Raw genomic sequence first — 18,160 nt, 5'->3', positions numbered from 1 at the left:
TGTTGGGCTCTTGTTGGGCGGGACCAGAGCTTATAGGGCGTCCGGCGGCTGTTGGCTGTGCCCACCCGTCCCGCCTTGCGGAACGACTGCCCACAGTGGTACGGACAACGGACCTCGGCCTACGGTTCCCGGCGCACTCTCCTGCGCCACTCCTCGTCCCGCACGGTGATCGGGGCCGTCGACGGGAGTTGACGGGCCGTCGGCGCTTCCGAGAGCCGTGGGGCCGGTGTCGTCGGGGCCTCCGTCAACGACAGGGCGCGGAAGGCCGTTTCGATGATGGCCACCGACGTGGTGAAGGGGGCCGGTAGCCAGGAGCCGAAGTCGCGGACGTCCCGGCGGGCCGCGCCGGCGCAGTGTTCGGCGACGGCGGCGGCGGAGGGGCGGGCCGCCGGGTCGGCGGTGAGACAGCGGCGGATGACGTCCAGGAGCGGGCGGTCGATGCCGTCCAGGGTGGGCGGGGCGATGTCGGTGGCGGCGATGCGGGTCGCGATGGCCAGGGGGTTGCCGCGGCCGTACGGGTGGTGTCCCGTGGCGGCGACCGCGGCGATCAGGCCGAGCGCGAAGACGTCGGACGCGGAGGTGACCCGGCGGCCGAGGGCGTGCTCGGGGGACATGTAGCGCGGGGTGCCGATGAGGCGTCCGGCGGTGGTGAGGGTGGCCGCGCCCGCCGCCCGGGCGATACCGAAGTCGAGCAGCCAGGGCCCGTCCGCGGCGAGCAGCAGATTGGCGGGCTTGACGTCGCGGTGGATCACCCCGGCGGTGTGCACGGCGTCCAGGGCGTAGGCGGCGCAGGCCAGCAGCTGCAGGACGGTGGGGACGGGGAGCGGGCCGTGGGTCTCCAGGGCCTGGTCGAGGGGGACGCCCGGGACGTAGTGCGTGGCGAGCCAGGGGCGCTCCGCGCCGGCGTCGTGGTCGACGATCGGCACCAGGTGGTAGCCGGAGACCCGGCGCCCGGCGGCCACCTCGCGGGCGAACCGCTCACGGAAGGCGGGGCTGTCGGCGTACTCCGGACGGACCAGTTTCAGCGCGACCGGCTGGCCGCCCCGGCTGCGGGAGAGATAGACGGTGCCCATGCCGCCCTCGCCGATCCGGGCGTACAGCGGATACCCGGCGATCTCCCGCGGATCCTCCGTCCGCAGCGGCTCAGGTACCACCCCGCGCATCGACCGCCCCCTCCGCTCAGCCTGTCTCCGGAGCGTATCGCGGCGGGCGTCCCCCGGTGGCGGATGAGGCAACCCGTGCACCGTCGCGGACATCTACCCAAGTGGCCCTCAACCGCACCAGGGTCTATAGAGGGTAGAAGCAGTGGTGAAACCGGATGAATGGGGTGAACGCGGACGTGGACCAGCGACCCGCCGTATCCGTCGTCGTGATCGTCTACAACGACGAGGCCAGGCTGCCCACGGCCGTCCGCTCGGTACTGGAGCAGACGCTGCGGAGCGTCGAGGTCGTGATCGTCGACGACCACAGCACGGACGGCTCGTACGAGGTGGCCGCCCGCCTCGCCGCCGAGCACCCGGACCGCGTACGCGCCTACCGGCTCCCCGGGAACAGCGGCGGCTGCGGCGCGCCCCGCAACCAGGGCATCCGTGAGACCCGCGGTGAGTACGTCCTCTTCCTCGACAGCGACGACGTCCTGGAGCGCAACGCCTGCCGGAACATGCTGGAGGCCGCCGAGAGCACCGGCGCCGACCTCGTCTCCGGTCTCTGCGTCCGCGTCCACGTGGACACGCGCACCCGGAAGGAGGTCAAGTGGTACCCGTGGCTGTACGCCCGCACCCGTACCCTCGACTCGGTCTCCGAGCTGCCCGACCTGCTGGTCTACGACACCCTGTCCACCAACAAGTGCTACCGCCGTGACTTCCTGGTCGACAACCGCCTGGAGTTCCCCGTCGGCATCCACTACGAGGACCTCTTCTTCTCCGCCCAGGCCTACGCGGCCGCCCGCCGGATCACCCTGATCCCGAACCGGGTCTACGACTGGAACGTCGTCGAGAGGACGGAGTCCAAGTCGATCAGCAACCGGCGGGCCGAGATCGCCAACTTCGCGCACCGCATGGAGATCCACCGCCGGGTGGACCGGCTCCTCGCCGACCAGGGGATGCGGGAGCTGAAGTTCCACAAGGACGTCAAGTTCCTCAAGCACGACCTGGTGCTGCACCTGCGTGACCTGCCGTTCCGGGACGCGGCCTACCGCCAGGAGTTCGCCGGGCTGGCCCGCGCCTACCTGGCGTCGATCGACCCGGCCGCGTACGACGAGGTCGAGCCCATCCACGCCATCTGCGCCCACCTCCTGCGGATGAGCGACTGGGACAACCTGCTGCCCGCCGTGGACACGCTCACCAACCGCGACAAGGTCTCCGCGCCGCTCGTCGAGCGCGACGGACGGATCTACTGGTGCGCCGAGCACCTGGACGCCCCGGGGGAGGAGGGGGAGTTCGCCCGGCGGATCCTGGACGTCACCGAACTCGGCTACCACGCCCGGCCGGTCGGGAAGCTGTTCCTGCGCAACGAGCTGACGGAGTACCGGGAGACGGGCCGGGGCGCCGTCCGGCTCGCCGGGCGCGTCACCAACCCCCTCGGGGTCATCCCGCCCGGCGCCCGGCTCACCGCCGAGCTGGAGTTCTACGCCCGCCGCCCGGGTGTGCGCTTCCAGACCTTCCGGGTGCCGGTGGCGACCGTGCGGCACGACGGCCCGTACGTGTCCTGGCAGGCCACCGCCGACATCTCCAGGACCCTCCGTCCGCTCGGCATCGTGGACGCCGTCTGGGACGTACGCCTTCACCTGGACGTCGACGGCGAGCGCACCTCCAGCCGGCTCACCGCCGCCGAACCGGGCCTGGCCACCGGCGCGTTGCCGGTCCGCCCCCGGCTCACCCGGCTGGTCGCCGACCGGGTCGAGCCGCAGATCTCGGCCCGCGGCCACCTCGCGTTCCGCCTCGTCCCCGACAAGAAGGCCAACGTCCTCGTCACCCGAGGCCTGCAGGGGACGCCCGGCAGGCTCGCCAAGACCGGCTACCGCAAGGCGAAGACGCTGCGCAAGAAGGCCACCTCCGGCGACACCAAAATCCGCCTTTATCACGAGGTCTTCCAGCGCATGCCCATGCGCCGGCGCCTGGTGGTGTTCGAGAGCCACCTCGGCCGGCAGTACAGCGACAGCCCCCGGGCGATCTACGAGGAGATGCGCCGTCAGGGTCTCGACTTCGAGGCGGTGTGGTCGTACACGGGCCGCCCGAAGGGCTTCCCCGCCGACGCCACCCTCGTACGCCGCTGGTCGCTGCCGTATCTACGGGCGCTGGCCCGCGCCGAGTTCTGGATCGACAACCAGAGCTTCCCGCTGAAGCTGACCAAGCGCCCCGGCACGACCTACCTCCAGACCTGGCACGGCTCCGCGCTCAAGCGCATGGGCTTCGACGAGTCCGGCTGGAAGCTCAAGACCCGTGCCGAGCAGGCCGAACAACAGCGCACCCTCGACCGCTTCGACCACTTCCTGATCCGCTCCGAGCACGACGTCCGCACGCTGGCGAAGGCCTTCCGGCTGCGGGAGAAGGTGCTGCTGCGGGTGGGCTATCCGCGCAACGACGCGCTCGTGCGGGCCAGAGAGGCGCGCGGGGCGCGCGGGGACGGAGCCCGGGCAGCGGCCGAACGCGCTTCGCTCGCCGCCGAGTTGGGTATCCCGCCGATCCCGGCGGACAAGAAGGTCCTGCTCTACGCCCCCACCTTCCGCCACCAGGGGCAGCGCCGCTTCACCCTCCCCTTCGACGTGGAGCGCTTCGCCGAGACGTTCGGCGACGAGTACGTCCTCCTCGTCCGCGCCCACTACCTCAACCACGTCGTGCTCCCGCCGTCGGTCCGGGGCCGCGTCATCGACGTCTCGGCCCACCACGACGTGAGCCCCGTCCTCGCTCTCGCGGACGCCCTGATCACGGACTACTCGTCGGTGATGTTCGACTACGCGCTGCTGGACCGCCCGATGCTCTTCTTCACGTACGACTACGAGGAGTACGTGCACGAGGGCCGGGGCACCTACTTCGACCTCCTCGAACGGGCGCCGGGCCCGATCGTGCGCACGGAGGACGAGCTGACTTCCGTCCTGCGGTCGATGCCGCTGGAGGAGCAGACGCTCAAGTACGCCGCCGCGCGGGAGCGGTTCACGGCCGACTTCGGCGAGTACGACAAGGGGACGGCGGCCCAGAGCGTCGTCGACCAGTTCTTCTCCGAGTGGAGGCACAAGTGACCGGGCGGGACGTCTTCCTGGTGTCCAACAGCGTGGACGAGACGGGCGGAGTGACCAGCTGGTCCCATCACCTGGCCCGCCTCCTCACCGAGCGCGGCCACCGCGTCCACGGCATCGGCGTCACCACCCCCGAGGACCCGCACGACCTCGGCGAACTCCCGTACCCCACCACCAGGTTGTACGACGGGCAGCCGCCGGGCCCCGGCCGGGCGCGGGACGCGAGCAGGCGGGACAAGGCCGCCGTGCTGAGCGGTCTGTTCCGGGCCGCGCGCCCCGGCGGGGTCGTCATCGTGACCCAGGTGTGGGCGATGGAGTGGGTCGGGCTCGCCGACACCGCCGGTCTGACCGTCATCGGGATGAGCCACGAGTCCTTCGAGACCTCGCGCCGCTCCTCGCGCTTCAGGCGGGTGCTGAAGCACTACCGGGACGTCGACCGGATGCTCGTCCTCACCCGCGAGGACGCCGACCTGTGGATCGGCGAGGGCCTCGACAACGCCTCGTACCTGCCCAACGCCGTGCCGTGGGTGCCGGAGGTGCCCTCGCCGCGCACCGGGAGGGCCGTCGTCAGCATCGGCCGGCTCAGCGACGAGAAGGGTGTCGACATGCTCCTCGACACCTGGGCCGAGGTGGCCCCCCGCCACCCCGACTGGACGCTGCTCGTCTACGGCTCCGGCGAGGACGAGGACCTCCTGCGCAAGCAGTGCACGGCCCTGGGCCTCGACGACTCGGTGTCCTGGATGGGCCGTACGCACGACGTACCGGGCGCCCTGCGCGGCGGCTCCGTCTTCGCCCTCTCGTCCCGGGGTGAGGGCTTCCCCCTCGCCCTGATGGAAGCCATGGCCATGGGCGTCCCCTGTGTCGCCTTCGACTGCGCACCCGGCGTCCACGAGATCGTGCGGGACGGGGAGGACGGCCTGCTCGTCGCCCCCGGCAACACCGGCGAACTGGCCCGCAAGCTGGACCTGTTGATGACCGACAAGACCTTGCGCGACCGCATGGGCGACCGGGCGAGGCAGAACATCCGCCGCTACGGGACGGCGGAGATCGTGGACAGGTGGGAGGCGTTGTTCAGCTTCCTGGAGAGGTAGCGCCTCCTGGGGCCCTTTCGGCTTTCGGCGCTACTTCTTCCCGCCGGTGAACTTCTCGTACTCCTTCAGCACGTCGTCCGTCGGCCCGTCCAGACGGAGTTCCCCGCGCTCGAGCCACAGCACCCGATCGCACGTGTCCCGGATCGACTTGTTGTTGTGGCTGACGAGGAACACCGTGCCCGCGTGCTTGCGCAGCTCGCGGATGCGCGCCTCGGACCGCTTCTGGAAGGAGCGGTCGCCGGTCGCCAGGGCCTCGTCGATCAGCAGCACGTCGTGGTCCTTGGCGGCGGCGATGGAGAACCGCAGCCGGGCCGCCATGCCGGAGGAGTACGTACGCATGGGCAGCGTGATGAAGTCGCCCTTCTCGTTGATGCCCGAGAAGTCGACGATCTCCTCGTACCGCTCCTTGACCTGCTCCCGGGACATGCCCATGGCGAGCCCGCCGAGGTGGACGTTCCGCTCACCGGTGAGGTCGTTCATCAGGGCCGCGTTGACGCCGAGCAGGGAGGGCTGGCCGTCGGTGTAGATGCGACCGTTCTCGACCGGGAGGAGTCCGGCGACGGCCTTGAGGAGGGTCGACTTGCCGGAGCCGTTGGTGCCGATGAGCCCGATGGCCTCGCCCCGGTACGCGGTGAAGGACACGTTCCGCACGGCGTGCACCGTGCGCACACCGGCCGCCTTCTCGGTCTTCTTCCGCCGCAGGATCCGGTTGAGCGCGGCGGTGGCGGTCCCGCGCCCGGCCCCGGTTCCGTTGACGCGGTAGACGATGTCGACGGAGTCGACGACGACGGTGGGGATGGGCTCGGCGGCGGTGCCGGCCCGGCCCGCCTCCTGCCGCGCGCCCGGAACGCTGGGGGTGATCGTGTCGATGTCAGCCACGGCCGTACGTCTCCTCAGCCTTCCAGAAGTAGATGAACCCGCCGACGCCCGCGAGGAGCGCCCAGCCCGCCGCGATCGCCCAGACGTGCGACGGCAGTTGGCCCCCGTGGAAGCTGTCGATCAACGCGAAGCGCATGAGGTCGATGTAGACGGCGGCCGGGTTGCACTCCAGCACGACGTGCACGAACGCCGGCAGGTCCCGGTCGGCGAGGATGCGGTCCATGCTGAACATCACGCCCGACGCGTACATCCAGGTACGCAGCACGAACGGCATCAGCTGCGCGATGTCCGGCGTCTTGGCGCCGATCCGCGCCATCACCATCGCGATCCCGGCGTTGAACACGAACTGAAGCGTCAGCGCGGGGATGACCAGCAGCCACGACATGGCGACCGGCACCCCGAAGGCCAGCAGGATCACGACCAGCGCGGCCATGGAGAACAGCAGTTGCTGGAGCTGCTGCAGGCAGTACGACAGGGGCAGTGAGGCCCGGGGGAAGTGCAGGGCCCGGACGAGGCCGAGGCTGCCGGATATGGCCCGGGTGCCCGCCATGATCGAGCTCTGGGTGAAGGTCCACACGAACACGCCGGTCACGAGGAACGGGACGTAGTCCGGCACGCCGTTCTTGGTGCCCATGAGCAGACCGAAGATCAGGTAGTAGACCGCCGCGTTCAGCAGCGGGTTCGCGATCTGCCAGACCTGGCCCAGCTTCGCCTGGCTGTACTGCGCGGTCAGCTTCGCCGTGGCGAAGGCGGTGATGAAGTGCCGCCGGGCCCACAGCTGCCGTACGTACGCGCCGAGCGAGGGGCGGGCCCCGCTGACGCTGAGGCCGTACCGCTCGGCGAGCTGGGCCGGGGTCTCGGCTGGGGTGCCCGGGGCGGCCGGGGGGATGGCCGCCGTCGGGGGTGGCGGTGTGTGGAGGACCTGGCTCACATCCGCTGCTTTCGCTAGTGGGGGGGGCGTCCCGCGTACGCGGCTGTCCGGCTGTTCGGCGAATGGGCTGTTCGGCGTCGCACGCTTCCTACGCTGCCCTTGCCCTGCTCTTACGTCGGGACGGGACCGTATCGTCGCAACGTGAGAGTAAGCCGATGCGACGTCGGAACGCAACCGTTTCGTCGTCACGCCCCTATGCTGTGAGCCATGACGACGAACGCCGACCCCTCCGCAGCGCAGCCGCCGCCACGGCCGCGCCGCCGGGCCCCCGCCGGGGCGGCCGTGCTGCGGGAGGACGTGACCGAGGCGATCCGGGCGGCGGTCTTCGAGGAACTGGCGGCCGTCGGCTACGCCCGGATGTCCATCGAGGGGATCGCGCGCCGCGCGGGCGTCGGCAAGACGGCGGTGTACCGGCGCTGGCGTTCCAAACTGCACCTGGTGCTGGACCTCGTCTCGGCGGTGGCGGTCCAGGGCCTGCCGATGCCGGACACGGGTTCCCTGGAGGGTGACCTCCGGCTGCTGTACGAGGTCACGTCCCGCGCCCTGCGCCACCCCGTCGCCGGCCAGATCATCCCCGACCTCCAGGCCGAGGCCGCCCGCAACCCCGAGATCGCCGAGGCCATGCAGAAGGCGCTCCGCGAGGGCCAGCAGAGTGTCGCCACCGGGATCGTCGCGGCGGCGGTCGCCCGGGGCGAGGTCCGGGCGGGTGTGGACGAGGACCTGGCTCTGGACGTGATCTCCGGCCCGCTGTACTGGCGGTCGGTGGTCGTCCGGGCATCGAAGCTGCCGAAGGGGTATCTGGAGAGCCTGACCCGGGCTACGGCGGGGGCGTTGCGGGCGTTGTAGGGGCGCCGCTGCGGAGCGCATCGAGGGCGGGGAAGGTGGACCCGAACGTTCCGCAGGTGGGTGGCGTCATCATCACAGCCGCTCAGAAATGGGGTCGCCGTGACTCTCTTACGCTCCCGCGCCCGTTCCGTCCTCTCAGCTGCCGTACTGATCGCGGGGATGGTGGGGGCGACCGCCGCCTGTGACGGCGAGACGCCTCCCGAACCGACCGGGAGAGCCTCGCCGAAGGGCACCACGGCGCGGATCGACATCACGTGGCAAGAGCCTGCCTCGTACGTCTACACACTCACGTCGAACTCTCAGGTCCTGGCGGGGACCTTCCGTGTGACGGTCCGGGACGGCAAGGTGGCCGAGGCCGTCGGCCTCGACGACGACAGCCGGTGGACGGTGGAGCAGGGACTTGACCGGATTCCCAAGATCGGCGACCTGTTGGACCGGCTGGAGAAGGCCTGGCACGAGCAGGCGGACACGGCGGAGGTGGAGTACGCCGCCGGTGGGTATCCCTCGCGGATCACCCTCGACATGGAAGAGAACGCCATCGACGACGAGGCCGAGTACGTCATCAGCGCCTACGAGCCGGGCGACGGCTGAGGCTGTCAGGACGCCTCCTGAGCCGCCAACCGCGTTGCCAGGTCGATGAGTTCGGGCGTGCGCAGTACGCGCTCCCCGAATCCGGGGAGGGGTACGTGCAGCGGCTCCAGCCACCGCTCCGGGATGGCCTCGGCGCCGTACACCGCCCCCGCGAGCCCTCCGGTCACCGCGGCGACCGTGTCCGTGTCGCCGCCGAGGTCGACGGCCGCGCGTACGGCGTCCTCGTAGTCGCCGGTCGTCCGTACGGCCCACACGGCGGAGCCGAGGCAGGGCCAGACGGCGCCGTTGAACTCGGTGGCCTGGTCGGGGTGCCAGTCGGGGGCGAGGACGACCGCGTACCGGGTGCGGTGGTCGGGGTGGAGGGCGGCAAGGGTCTCGGGGAGCGCGGCGAGCGGGTCGCCTCCGGCCAGCGCGACCCGGAGCAGTTCGTGGAAGGCGGCGGTGCCTTCCCAGGCCGCCGGGTCGCCGTGCGTGAGTGCGGACAGCTGCCGCCCGGCGTTCATGGTCGGCTCCCGGCCGTCCCCCGCGAAGTACACGGCGGAGGTGGCGGCCCGCATCAACGCGCCGTTGCCTGCGGCCCTTAGGTTGACCTGGAAATGGATGCCTGCGGCGAGGTCCCAGGGGTCGCCGCTGGTGAGCACGTCCTCGGTCTGGATGCCGATGTCCTTGGGGTCGGCGATGGCCCAGCGCTGGAACCGCCGGAAGACATCGGGCAGTTCGAGCCCGCCGTGGTCGAGGAGCGACTCCCCGACGAGGACCGCCATCTGCGTGTCGTCGGTCGCCTCACCGGGGTCCCACCCGCCGCCCCCGCACATCTCCCCGCCGTGCCCGGCCTTCGGGAAGCGTGCGGAGAAGGCCCCTTCGGGGCCGAACTCGAAGGGCGCGCCGAGCGCGTCGCCCACGGCGGAGCCGAGGATCGCGCCGAGGGCGCGCTGCGGGTCAACGGCCGCCAAGGGTACCTGCTTTGAGAGTGGTGAGGAGGGCGTGGAGGGGGGTGGGGGTGGTGGTGAGGTGGGTGGTGGGGGTGTCGCTTTCGCGTATGAGTATGCGTATGGAGGCGGGGGTGGGGGCGAGTTCGACGCAGTCGTCGCCTGAATCAGTGCCGGAGAACGAAGACTTCTGCCAGTGCAGGGGGTCGCGCATGCCGGTTCCTTTCACAGATCGCGGGCGAGGCGGGCGATGAGGTCGCGGGACTCCGTGGGTGGGAGAGCCGTGGCCAACACTCGCTCATAGCGTCGCCGATACTGCAACAGGTGCGACTCGGTTCCGAAGAACTCCCCACGATGGGCTGTGTCGATCTGGATGGTGTCCAACTGGGGGACGGCTCCGTGCAGATAGAGCAGGGAGTACCCGTTACCGGCGAAGTCGTCGGTGTCGAAGGGCAGGACGCGTACGGTCACGTTGGCCAGCTCGGACCGTTCGAGGATCTGCTCCAGTTGCCGCCGGTTCGTGCGGCTGCCACCCACCCGGATGCGGAGAGCCGCCTCGTGGACGACCGCTTCGTACGGTGATGGTGAGGCCTGCCGCGAGCGCGCGCGCCCGCTACTCCGGCCTGAATCCCGGCGCGTACCAGGAAAGGATCTGCTTCCCGTTCTCGTCCCACTCCAGTTCCGCGAGCGGGCGATGGCCGTCCTCGGTCATGATCCGCTTTGCTGCGAGGGAGCCGTCGGGATGCCATCTCCGGGATTCCCCGGTCGGAAATCCCCCGCGCATGGTCCCGTCGGCTCGCAGGGTGCCGTCCTCGTACCACTGTCTGACCGGGCCGTCCACGATTCCGTCCCGGTGGGTTTCCAGGCTGACCAGCGCACTGCCCTGGAATTCGACGACCTCACCGGTGAACAGCTCGCCCTGATAGAAGAGGCGCTCTCCGTCGTCGACCTCCACCCCGGGGGCGTCGATGTCGATGCGTGTCGTCACGTCAGAGGAGGTCGGTCAGGTCCGGGCCCCGGCCGTCGATCACGTCGGGTCGCTTGATGCCGTGGCCCTCGGCGCTGCCGAAGTACGTGGGATCGCCGGGCTCGGCGGGGACGCCCAGCAGCGCGTCGAGGGACCGGAGGGCTGCCGTGAGGCGTGGGGCGTTCTGTCGCTCGATGTCCGGATGCGGCTCGCCCCGAAAGTCGAAGGGGCCCCAGATGTCGTGGAAGACGGCCAGTTCCGCCCAGATCCCGGGTGCGTCGGGGGCTACCGTCAGCTCGACCAGCCGGTGTTCCCCGCGCTTCTCGCCCGTCGCGTCGAGCCAGGTCCCGGCGCCCATGACGAGGATGCTCCCCACCGACGCGTCGGGGAAGCCGGCGGGACGGCTCCGCTCGACGCGTGAGGGTACGTCCTCGTCGTCGATCGGCCCCTGGAGCGACATACGGGTGATGAGCCCGGTGCCGCCGCTGCCGTACACGAACCAGTCCCATTCGAGGCTGTCGGGTACGAGCAGCTCGTGCTCGCGCAGCACGGCGGACATTCGGGCCGCCACGGACAGCCCGGATCTCAGGCCGGGGGGCACGAAGCCATCGAGTTCCCATGTCCATGACGCGCACGTGCTGCGAGAGCGGAGGAGCGTTGACATCACTCACCACCGTCACTCACCACCGCGACCTACCACCGTCCCGTGACGGTTCAGTCGCCGTGCCCGGCGAGTTCGCGCAGGTCGTCCAGCAGGAGGGGGCGGGGCTCGGCAGTCGGGGGGATGTGGCCGGCGACCGGGTCGGCGGGCGTGCGGGCGCAGGCGGTGAGAGCCTCGGCCGGGGTCAGGCCGTGCTCGTACGACTCGTGCAGGCGGTCGAGCCAGACGAGGCCTGCCTTGCGGGCCTCTTCCCCGGCCGCCTCGCGGGGCTCGAAGCTGGCGGCGGCGTCCGCGTCCGAGGCCCAGAGGTAGCCGAGGACGCCGCCGTGGTCGGCGACGACCGGGACGTACCGGACCTGCCCGGCCCTGGACCGCTTGTAGCCCACGGAGTCGAAGACGGGTCCGTGCCGGAAGACCTCGGTGCGCCTCGGGATCTCGAAACGGGACCACACGTCGGAGGGGGAGCCGTCCGGTTCGAAGAAGTTGTCGACGCCCGTCTCGGTCGGCCTGCCGAAGTACGTCGGGTCGTCCGGGTCGATCTCCGCGTCCAGCACCTCGGACAGGTCGCGCAGTGCTGCGGCCAGCCGTGGGTAGTTCGCGGCGTGAACGCCGGCCTGAGGGCGCCCCTCCAGGTCGTACGGCATCCAGGCGTCCGAGAAGGTCCTGAGGTCGGCGGTGACGTAGTCCAGGAAGGCCGAGGCACCGAGCACGAACAGCCGCTCCTCGTGGGTCTCGCCGTCCGCGTCGGGGGTCCGTACAACACCGTGGCAGACGATGTCGGCGTACACGGCACCGATCTCGCCGGGGCGCAGCTCCCCCTCGATCCGGGCAGCCAGTGTCCGGACCGTGTCGGCGGCGGACGGCACCTCGCCGAGCGGGAGGTCGCCCTCGAAGAGGCGGTTGTCCGAGCCGCCGGCCTCGTGGACGGACACATGGACCGTCGGAGCGCCGACGGCCAGCCGGTGCCGCGCGAGAACGGAATACGCGCCGAGCAGGGCCTGGAGGCACTCCGTGACATCACTTCCGTTCTCGGTGTCGCGTCCCCAGGTCCAGCGGGCGACAGGGGTGCTGGCGATCACAGTGCTGCCTCCGGCATGAACGTACCGTCGGGCGGGATCCGCATGACCCCGTCCTCGACACGGATGATGAACTGCACGTTGGTCTTCCCGTACACCTCGGTGAGCCGTTGTGCCGTCCTCATGGCCGCATGGTCGGCCATCGTGCCTTTCGTGTCGACCACGAACGTCTTGAAGTCGGCACCGGACTGCGCCAACTGCTGCATGTTGTCGAAGATCTTCTTGACGGTCCTCTTGGGGTTCGCGACTTCCTTGAACTGGTAGCCATGGACGTTGCCGGCCGCGTCCCGGGCCATGACGTCCAGGTCCGTGCCCTCGCCGGTCCTGACTCCGGGCTTGATGTCGAAGCCGCCCTTGACCTCGAAGGAGATGTCGCGGACGCCGCTCTCGTACAGCCGGTTGCCCAGGCGCAACTGCTCGATGCCACCGGACATCTTGTCCGCATGGGCCAGGCTGGAGACAGTCTGGTCGAAACCCGTGGCGCCGTCGAAACGGCCGGACGCGATGGTCTCGGCGACCTCCCGGCCGGCGGGATGACCGGCCAGGTTGTCCAGCACCCGCTCCAGGTCGCCGGGCTTGACCTTCGTCCCCCGCATCTCCTGACGGACCCGGTTCTCCAGCTCACCGCCGCGCTCGAACGGCTGAGGGTCGCCGTCCTGCCGCTCCCAGCCACCGGGGTCGTTCGCCCCGTCGTCGGCGGCACCCGTGCCGCCGCCCGGCGGATCCTGCGGAGGCCCACCACCCGGGCCGTCGCCGCCACCGGGGCTGTCGGTACCGCCGCTGCCGGGTCCGTCGGTCCCGCCGCTGCCCGGCGTCTCCCTGTGCCCGCCACCCGCAGGGGTCTCCGTAGGCCCGCCGCCCGGCGTCTCGCCACGACCGCCACCGCCCGGCGTCTCATGACTGCCGGCCGGTCCCCGGCCCAGGTCATCGGCGCGGCCACCCGGCAGGTTGTCACCGCGCCCGCCCGGCAGATTGTCCGTACGCCCGCCCGGCAGGCCGTCGTCCCCGACCCGCCCCACAGCCGTACCGCCGTCGCCGACCTTCGCCCCGGCCCCCACCAACTCCGGCTGAGGCTGCGAGACATCGGCGCCGCGCTCCGCCGCGGTCCCCTCGTGCTTGATGCCGTCCAGGGACTCCCGCACCGTGCCGTCGGCGTTGTGCACGAGCAGGGTGTCGGTGTCGAGGTAGACGACCTCGCCCTTGGGCGTCTCCATGCGGACGCTGTTCTCGGGGGTCAGGCCGGCCGGGAGGTCGTCCGTGATGTTCGGCGCGTCGGCGATCTGGTACGTGCCCTCGCCGAGCCTGATGTGCGTGCCGTCGGTGATGCCGCGCAGGCTCGCCATGACGTCGCTGATCTTCACCGCCGTCGCGCCGACGCCCTTGGTGATGTACGTCATCGGGTCGACGATCCTGCCGGCCTTGCCCGCGAAGGAGATGGCCTTGGCGATGGCGCCCGCCTTGCCCGCGCCGGAGACCGCGCCGCCCGCGCCGCCCGTGAAGATCGTGGTCACGACGTTGAAGGTCACCGCCCCGGCCGCCCGGGCCGGGTTCTTGCCCCACTCGTCGTAGGCGATCAGCGCCTTGCCGGTCTCCACCACGGCCGTACGGGAGTCGCGCAGCCAGGAGGGCAGCTTGTCGTCGGGGGCCAGCCAGTACGCGGTGCCCACCACCGGTACGGCGGTGATGAGGATGCCCGTGGCGAGCTTGCCGAGGCCGACCCAGGCCTGGCCCGCCGCGTCCCAGCCGTTGAAGCCGACCAGCGTGCCGAGGCCCTTGATCGTGCCCCACACACCGTCGACGACGAAGCCGACCGCGAAGTCCCAGACGTGCTCGTGGACGTAGTACCAGGGGTTGGACTCCTCGACCGGGTCGCCCCAGGGCAGACCGCCGGCGTTGTCGAGGTCCTCGCCCCGGTAGCCGTACATGTTCTCTTTGTTCGAGCCGTCGTTGACGACGAGCGCCTCGCCGCCGACCAGCGCGACGATCTTGTTGTAGCAGTCGCGTTCGGCGGCCTGGAACGCGGCGTACGTGGCGTTGATGTCCGAGCGGCGGTTGTTGTTCTCCTCGACGAGGTCGCCGTCGGCGCGCCACTCGTCGTCGCCCTCGATCTTGCTGCGGAAGGCGATCGCGTCCCGGCGGAGTTGGTCGAACTTCTGCTTGAGCGGGCCGACGGCGGCGGCGTACGTGTCCAGCGCCGAGGCCACGGTCTGAAGTTCGGTGGCGAACTCGTCACCCTTGGCCGCCACCGGCGCGGTCGTCGCGAACAGCGCCTCCGCCTCGGGCGCCTTGTAGTACGCGGAGAGGCCGCCGAAGCGGGTGTGGATCGCCGAGCCCGAGTCCTTCAGGGAGGTGCCGGCCGAGCGGACGCCCGCGATGTTCTGGTCGAGCAGCTCCAGGTTGCCGGTGAACTCGGGGACCTCCTCCGGGATGACGGGGATGTCGTCGCTCACTTCGGCCCCTGCCCGCCGTTGCCGTCGACACCCGGCGGGGGAGGCACCACCGTCGCCTTGAGGGCGTTGGCCTGATGCGTGGCGGCCATGTCCAGGTCGCCGGTGACGTAGGCGTTGGTGGCGTCGGCCGCGCCCTGCACGGAGTCGATGGTCCGCTGCGCCATGTACGCCAGCTTCTGCTGCCGCTCCTGGAGGTAGCTGCTCAGCGCCGCGGCGACCGGGCCGACCGGCACCCGGGGCGTCCCCGTGGCCACCGGCCCGATCATGGGACCGTTGAACTGGCCGCCCGGCACGGCCGTACCGGCCGACTCGGCAGCGCTCGCCATGTTCGTCACCAGTGAGTTGGCGGCCTTCTCCAGGCCGCCCGCCGCTTCACCGGTCGAATTCAGCGTGGTCTGCACGTTGATCGGATCGATGTCCCAAGCCGGCACCGTCGCTACCCCCGTAACGCCCTGTCGGACACGTCGTACTGTCGTCGCCGTACTGTCTGTCGTCGTCGAACTTGTCGTTCTGCTCGTCGTTGACTTCCCCTAGTACACACGAGCAAACGGCACCGGACAGTTCCCACTTCGCGTCGATTCAGTCACAGGCGCTGACGCCGCTTCGTCCAGCCCGCCCACGCCGAGGAGATCATGTCCTCGACGCCGTACCGCGCCTTCCAGCCCAGCTCGGCGGCGATCCGGTCCGCCGAGGCGACGACCCGCGCGGGGTCGCCCGGGCGCCGGTCGACGACCGAGGGAGGCAGGTCGTGGCCGGTGAGCGCGTTGATGCGGTCGATCATCTCGCGCACCGAGACGCCGTCCCCACGCCCGATGTTGAGGGTGAGGTCCGTGCCCGGCGCCTCGCACAGCCGCCGGGCGGTCGCCACATGGGCCTCCGCGAGGTCGACGACGTGGATGTAGTCCCGCACGCACGTCCCGTCGGGGGTCGGGTAGTCGCCGCCGAAGATCTGCGGCGGGGCGCCCTCGGAGAGTTTCTCGAAGACCATGGGGACGAGGTTGAAGACGCCGGTGTCGGCCAGTTCGGGGGTCGCCGCCCCCGCCACGTTGAAGTAGCGGAGGGAGGCCGTCGACAGCCCGGTCGCCCGGCCCGTGGCCCGCACCAGCCACTCGCCGACCAGCTTGGTCTCGCCGTACGGGCTCATCGGCGCGCACGGCGTGTCCTCCGTGACGAGGGCCCCGTCCCGCGCGGCGGCGGGCATGCCGTACACGGCGGCGGAGGACGAGAAGACGAACGACGCGACCCCGGCGTCCGTGACGGCCGACAGCAGGGTGCGCAGGCCCTCGACGTTCTCCCGGTAGTAGTGCAGCGGCAGTTCGACGGACTCGCCGACCTGCTTCTTCGCCGCGAGATGGACGACGCCGGTGACGCCACGGTCACGGATCACCCGGGCCAGCCGCTCGCCGTCGAGGGTGGAACCGATCTCCAACGGCACGCCCTCGGGCACCCGTTCGGCGATCCCCGTGGACAGATCGTCGTAGACGACGGCCTCCTCGCCCGCGTCGAGCATCGCGCGCACCACATGCGCCCCGATGTATCCGGCGCCACCGGTGATCAGCCAGGTCATGGACGACCGTCCCCTCGTAGTCAGAGCGATGTCGAGCGATGTGGAGCGATATCAAGCGATGTGGAGTGATGTGGAAGCGATGTCACAGCGATGACGCGGGTGTGATCAGGTCGGTCATCAGTGAAGCAGGCGTTTGAGGCGACGGCGTACGACGTCGGTCAAGCCTCGCCAACCGGGCGCGAGCCGTACCGCGAGCGCCCCCGCGTGGGTCGCGTACGGCTGTACGAGGAGCACTCCATGGCGCGTGCTCGGCAGTGCGCTCCGGCGCAGCAGCCCGGCGCCCGCGAGGGCGTGCGCGGTGGTCTCCCGGTGGCTGCCGTCCGCGAAGCGCAGCCGCAGCCGGAGGTCCCAGGTGCCGCTGCCCAACGCGGCGAGATCCAGCGGGACTTCGGCCGTCCAGCTGTCGATGTCCGGCTCGGCGGTGAGGGACGCCGTGCCGACGAACCCCACCCGCCCGTCCTCCCGCTCGACGAACTCCACCTCCACGGTCTCCGGCCCCGCCTCCGCCATCCGCCCGTACAGCTCGTGCAGTCGCAGCCGGAGCGTCGTTCCCCGCGCGCGCGGCCGCAGTTCCGCGTCGACGGCGGCGGGCAGCAGGTGCACGGGGCGGACGAGGAGGTGGTCCAGCTCCACCTGGGGCAGGTCGGCGGACCAGACGGGGGAGCCGTCGCCCGCGCACGCGTACGGCGGTGCCAGCCGGGCCGGGCGGGCCGCGATCTCCTTGAGGCGGGCCAGGTCGCGTGGCTCCTCGGCGGCGAGGATCACCCGGGCGACGACCCGGCCGGGCGCGGGCGCCGGCGTGAAGTCACCCTCGTCGAAGGAGGCCAGGTACGCGCGCGTCAGGGCCCACCACTCGCGCCGGTACTCCGTGCCGCGCAGGTCCAGTTCGCGCGCGTACATCCGCAGGCTGTGGTCGAGGAAGCGCGTCCGCGTGGCCCGTGCCAGCCGCTTCTCGCCGGCGCCCAGGAGGATGTCGTACGACATCCGGTCGGCCTCGATACGGGCCTGCCAGTTGGCGATGCCGGAGCGGTCGAGGGAGAGGGAGAGACGGGCGGCCGACCGGCGGACGTGCCAGACGTACACCGGGTCGGGGATCAGCGCGACGCGCGGCGCGGCGGCCAGCACGCGCGCGCCGAACACGAAGTCCTCGTACGGGAAACGGCCCTCGGGGAAACGGATCGCGTGCTCGCGCAGGAAGGAGGTGCGGTAGAGCTTGTTGACGCAGAGGGTGTCGTGCACCAGGCGCGCGCGCCGGGACGGGTGCTCCACCAGCGTGCGCCGGGCGTACAGCTCGGGCTGCCAGGGGGTCTCCCGGCCGGACGGCAGCTCCCTGCGCACGCACAGCCCCGACGCGACCGGCGCGTCGTGCTCCAGGGCCGCACCCAACAGCGCGTCCACGGCGCCGGGCGGCAGCACGTCGTCACTGTCCAGGAACATCACGTACGGCGAGGCCGCGGCGTCCAGCCCGGTGTTGCGCGGGGTGCCGCAGCCGCCGCTGTTGGACCGGCGCCGAATCACCCTCAGGCGTGGCTCCGGTTCGGCCAGGTGCTCCAGCAACTCCCCGCTGCCGTCCGTCGAACAGTCGTCGACGGCGATCACCTCACGGACGGCCGGCCCCTGCGCGAGCGCCGAGCGCACGGCGTCCGCCACGTGGGCGGCATCGTCGTACCCGATGACGACGACCGAGACCTGCGCCTGCTGAAGAGCCATGGTTGCCCCGCACCTGTGAGAGGTATGTGTGCAATCTTCCCTTAAGGGCGGCTTCGCGGCCCCGTGGGGAAGATGGCGCGCGGGAGATCGGGGTTCCGTTTGAGGTTGTGGGATTCTGTCGGCGCGCTCGGGCGGCGCGCTCGGGCGGCGCGGACGGGTCGGACAGGCCGGACGGGTCGGACGGGTCGAACGGGTCGGACAGGCCGAACGGGTCGGACGGGTCGAACG

At 71.0% G+C, this 18,160-nt stretch carries 17 protein-coding genes; 4 read left to right on the top strand and 13 right to left on the bottom strand.

Annotated elements, in window-relative coordinates:
* Positions 1-119: 119 nt before the first annotated feature.
* Positions 120-1,163 (bottom strand): serine/threonine-protein kinase, encoded by a 1,044-nt coding sequence (locus tag OG202_RS19725; protein ID WP_327729432.1) that lies wholly within the window; start codon positions 1,161-1,163, stop codon positions 120-122.
* Between the two features lie 155 nt (positions 1,164-1,318).
* On the opposite strand from OG202_RS19725, the gene OG202_RS19720 reads away from it, so the two are divergent.
* The gene (locus OG202_RS19720) at positions 1,319-4,237 is read left to right on the top strand and encodes a bifunctional glycosyltransferase/CDP-glycerol:glycerophosphate glycerophosphotransferase (protein WP_327729433.1); all 2,919 of its coding nucleotides are present in this window, start codon (positions 1,319-1,321) and stop codon (positions 4,235-4,237) included.
* Positions 4,234-5,325, top strand: a complete 1,092-nt coding sequence (locus OG202_RS19715) for a glycosyltransferase (protein ID WP_328223220.1) — start codon at positions 4,234-4,236, stop codon at positions 5,323-5,325. Before OG202_RS19720 ends, OG202_RS19715 begins: the two co-directional genes overlap by 4 nt.
* Positions 5,326-5,355: 30 nt before the next feature.
* Here OG202_RS19715 and OG202_RS19710 read toward each other — a convergent pair whose 3' ends face one another.
* Together OG202_RS19710 and OG202_RS19705 are read right to left on the bottom strand one after the other, a co-directional pair.
* A complete protein-coding gene (locus OG202_RS19710; protein WP_443052349.1) occupies positions 5,356-6,186 on the bottom strand; it encodes an ABC transporter ATP-binding protein in 831 nt (276 codons plus the stop codon).
* A gap of 10 nt (positions 6,187-6,196) precedes the next feature.
* Complete coding sequence (locus OG202_RS19705; protein WP_327729435.1) at positions 6,197-7,135, bottom strand: ABC transporter permease; 939 nt, start codon at positions 7,133-7,135, stop codon at positions 6,197-6,199.
* 207 nt (positions 7,136-7,342) lie between these two features.
* Here OG202_RS19705 and OG202_RS19700 point away from each other — a divergent pair, with 207 nt between their 5' ends.
* Together OG202_RS19700 and OG202_RS19695 are read left to right on the top strand one after the other, a co-directional pair.
* Complete coding sequence (locus OG202_RS19700; RefSeq protein WP_326582378.1) at positions 7,343-7,981, top strand: TetR/AcrR family transcriptional regulator; 639 nt, start codon at positions 7,343-7,345, stop codon at positions 7,979-7,981.
* Positions 7,982-8,080: 99 nt separating this feature from the next.
* A complete protein-coding gene (locus tag OG202_RS19695; RefSeq protein ID WP_326582379.1) occupies positions 8,081-8,572 on the top strand; it encodes a DUF6174 domain-containing protein in 492 nt (163 codons plus the stop codon).
* Between the two features lie 5 nt (positions 8,573-8,577).
* Here OG202_RS19695 and OG202_RS19690 read toward each other — a convergent pair whose 3' ends face one another.
* The 10 genes from OG202_RS19690 to OG202_RS19645 form a co-directional block, all read right to left on the bottom strand.
* Positions 8,578-9,525 (bottom strand): ADP-ribosylglycohydrolase family protein, encoded by a 948-nt coding sequence (locus tag OG202_RS19690; RefSeq protein ID WP_327729436.1) that lies wholly within the window; start codon positions 9,523-9,525, stop codon positions 8,578-8,580.
* Positions 9,512-9,715, bottom strand: a complete 204-nt coding sequence (locus OG202_RS19685) for a DUF397 domain-containing protein (protein ID WP_327729437.1) — start codon at positions 9,713-9,715, stop codon at positions 9,512-9,514. Before OG202_RS19685 ends, OG202_RS19690 begins: the two co-directional genes overlap by 14 nt.
* An 11-nt stretch (positions 9,716-9,726) precedes the next feature.
* A complete protein-coding gene (locus OG202_RS19680; protein WP_327732236.1) occupies positions 9,727-10,197 on the bottom strand; it encodes a Scr1 family TA system antitoxin-like transcriptional regulator in 471 nt (156 codons plus the stop codon).
* Complete coding sequence (locus tag OG202_RS19675) at positions 10,115-10,489, bottom strand: toxin-antitoxin system YwqK family antitoxin (protein WP_327729438.1); 375 nt, start codon at positions 10,487-10,489, stop codon at positions 10,115-10,117. Before OG202_RS19675 ends, OG202_RS19680 begins: the two co-directional genes overlap by 83 nt.
* A gap of 1 nt (position 10,490) precedes the next feature.
* Positions 10,491-11,027, bottom strand: a complete 537-nt coding sequence (locus OG202_RS19670) for a hypothetical protein (RefSeq protein WP_443052263.1) — start codon at positions 11,025-11,027, stop codon at positions 10,491-10,493.
* A 155-nt stretch (positions 11,028-11,182) separates the two neighbouring features.
* A complete protein-coding gene (locus OG202_RS19665) occupies positions 11,183-12,208 on the bottom strand; it encodes a hypothetical protein (RefSeq protein WP_327729440.1) in 1,026 nt (341 codons plus the stop codon).
* A complete protein-coding gene (locus OG202_RS19660) occupies positions 12,205-14,655 on the bottom strand; it encodes a hypothetical protein (RefSeq protein ID WP_327729441.1) in 2,451 nt (816 codons plus the stop codon). The genes OG202_RS19665 and OG202_RS19660 overlap by 4 nt, the downstream gene beginning before the upstream one ends.
* A complete protein-coding gene (locus OG202_RS19655; protein WP_326582384.1) occupies positions 14,652-15,086 on the bottom strand; it encodes a DUF6507 family protein in 435 nt (144 codons plus the stop codon). Before OG202_RS19655 ends, OG202_RS19660 begins: the two co-directional genes overlap by 4 nt.
* A 152-nt stretch (positions 15,087-15,238) precedes the next feature.
* On the bottom strand, positions 15,239-16,222 hold the full coding sequence (galE, locus tag OG202_RS19650) for a UDP-glucose 4-epimerase GalE (RefSeq protein WP_327729442.1): 984 nt from the start codon (positions 16,220-16,222) through the stop codon (positions 15,239-15,241).
* A 117-nt stretch (positions 16,223-16,339) separates the two neighbouring features.
* Complete coding sequence (locus OG202_RS19645; RefSeq protein WP_327729443.1) at positions 16,340-17,932, bottom strand: glycosyltransferase family 2 protein; 1,593 nt, start codon at positions 17,930-17,932, stop codon at positions 16,340-16,342.
* Between the last annotated feature and the right edge of the window lie 228 nt (positions 17,933-18,160).

Origin of the sequence: Streptomyces sp. NBC_00310 (assembly GCF_036208085.1) — a bacterium.
GTDB lineage: Bacteria > Actinomycetota > Actinomycetes > Streptomycetales > Streptomycetaceae > Streptomyces.
This window is presented reverse-complemented; position numbering and strand designations above follow the sequence as displayed.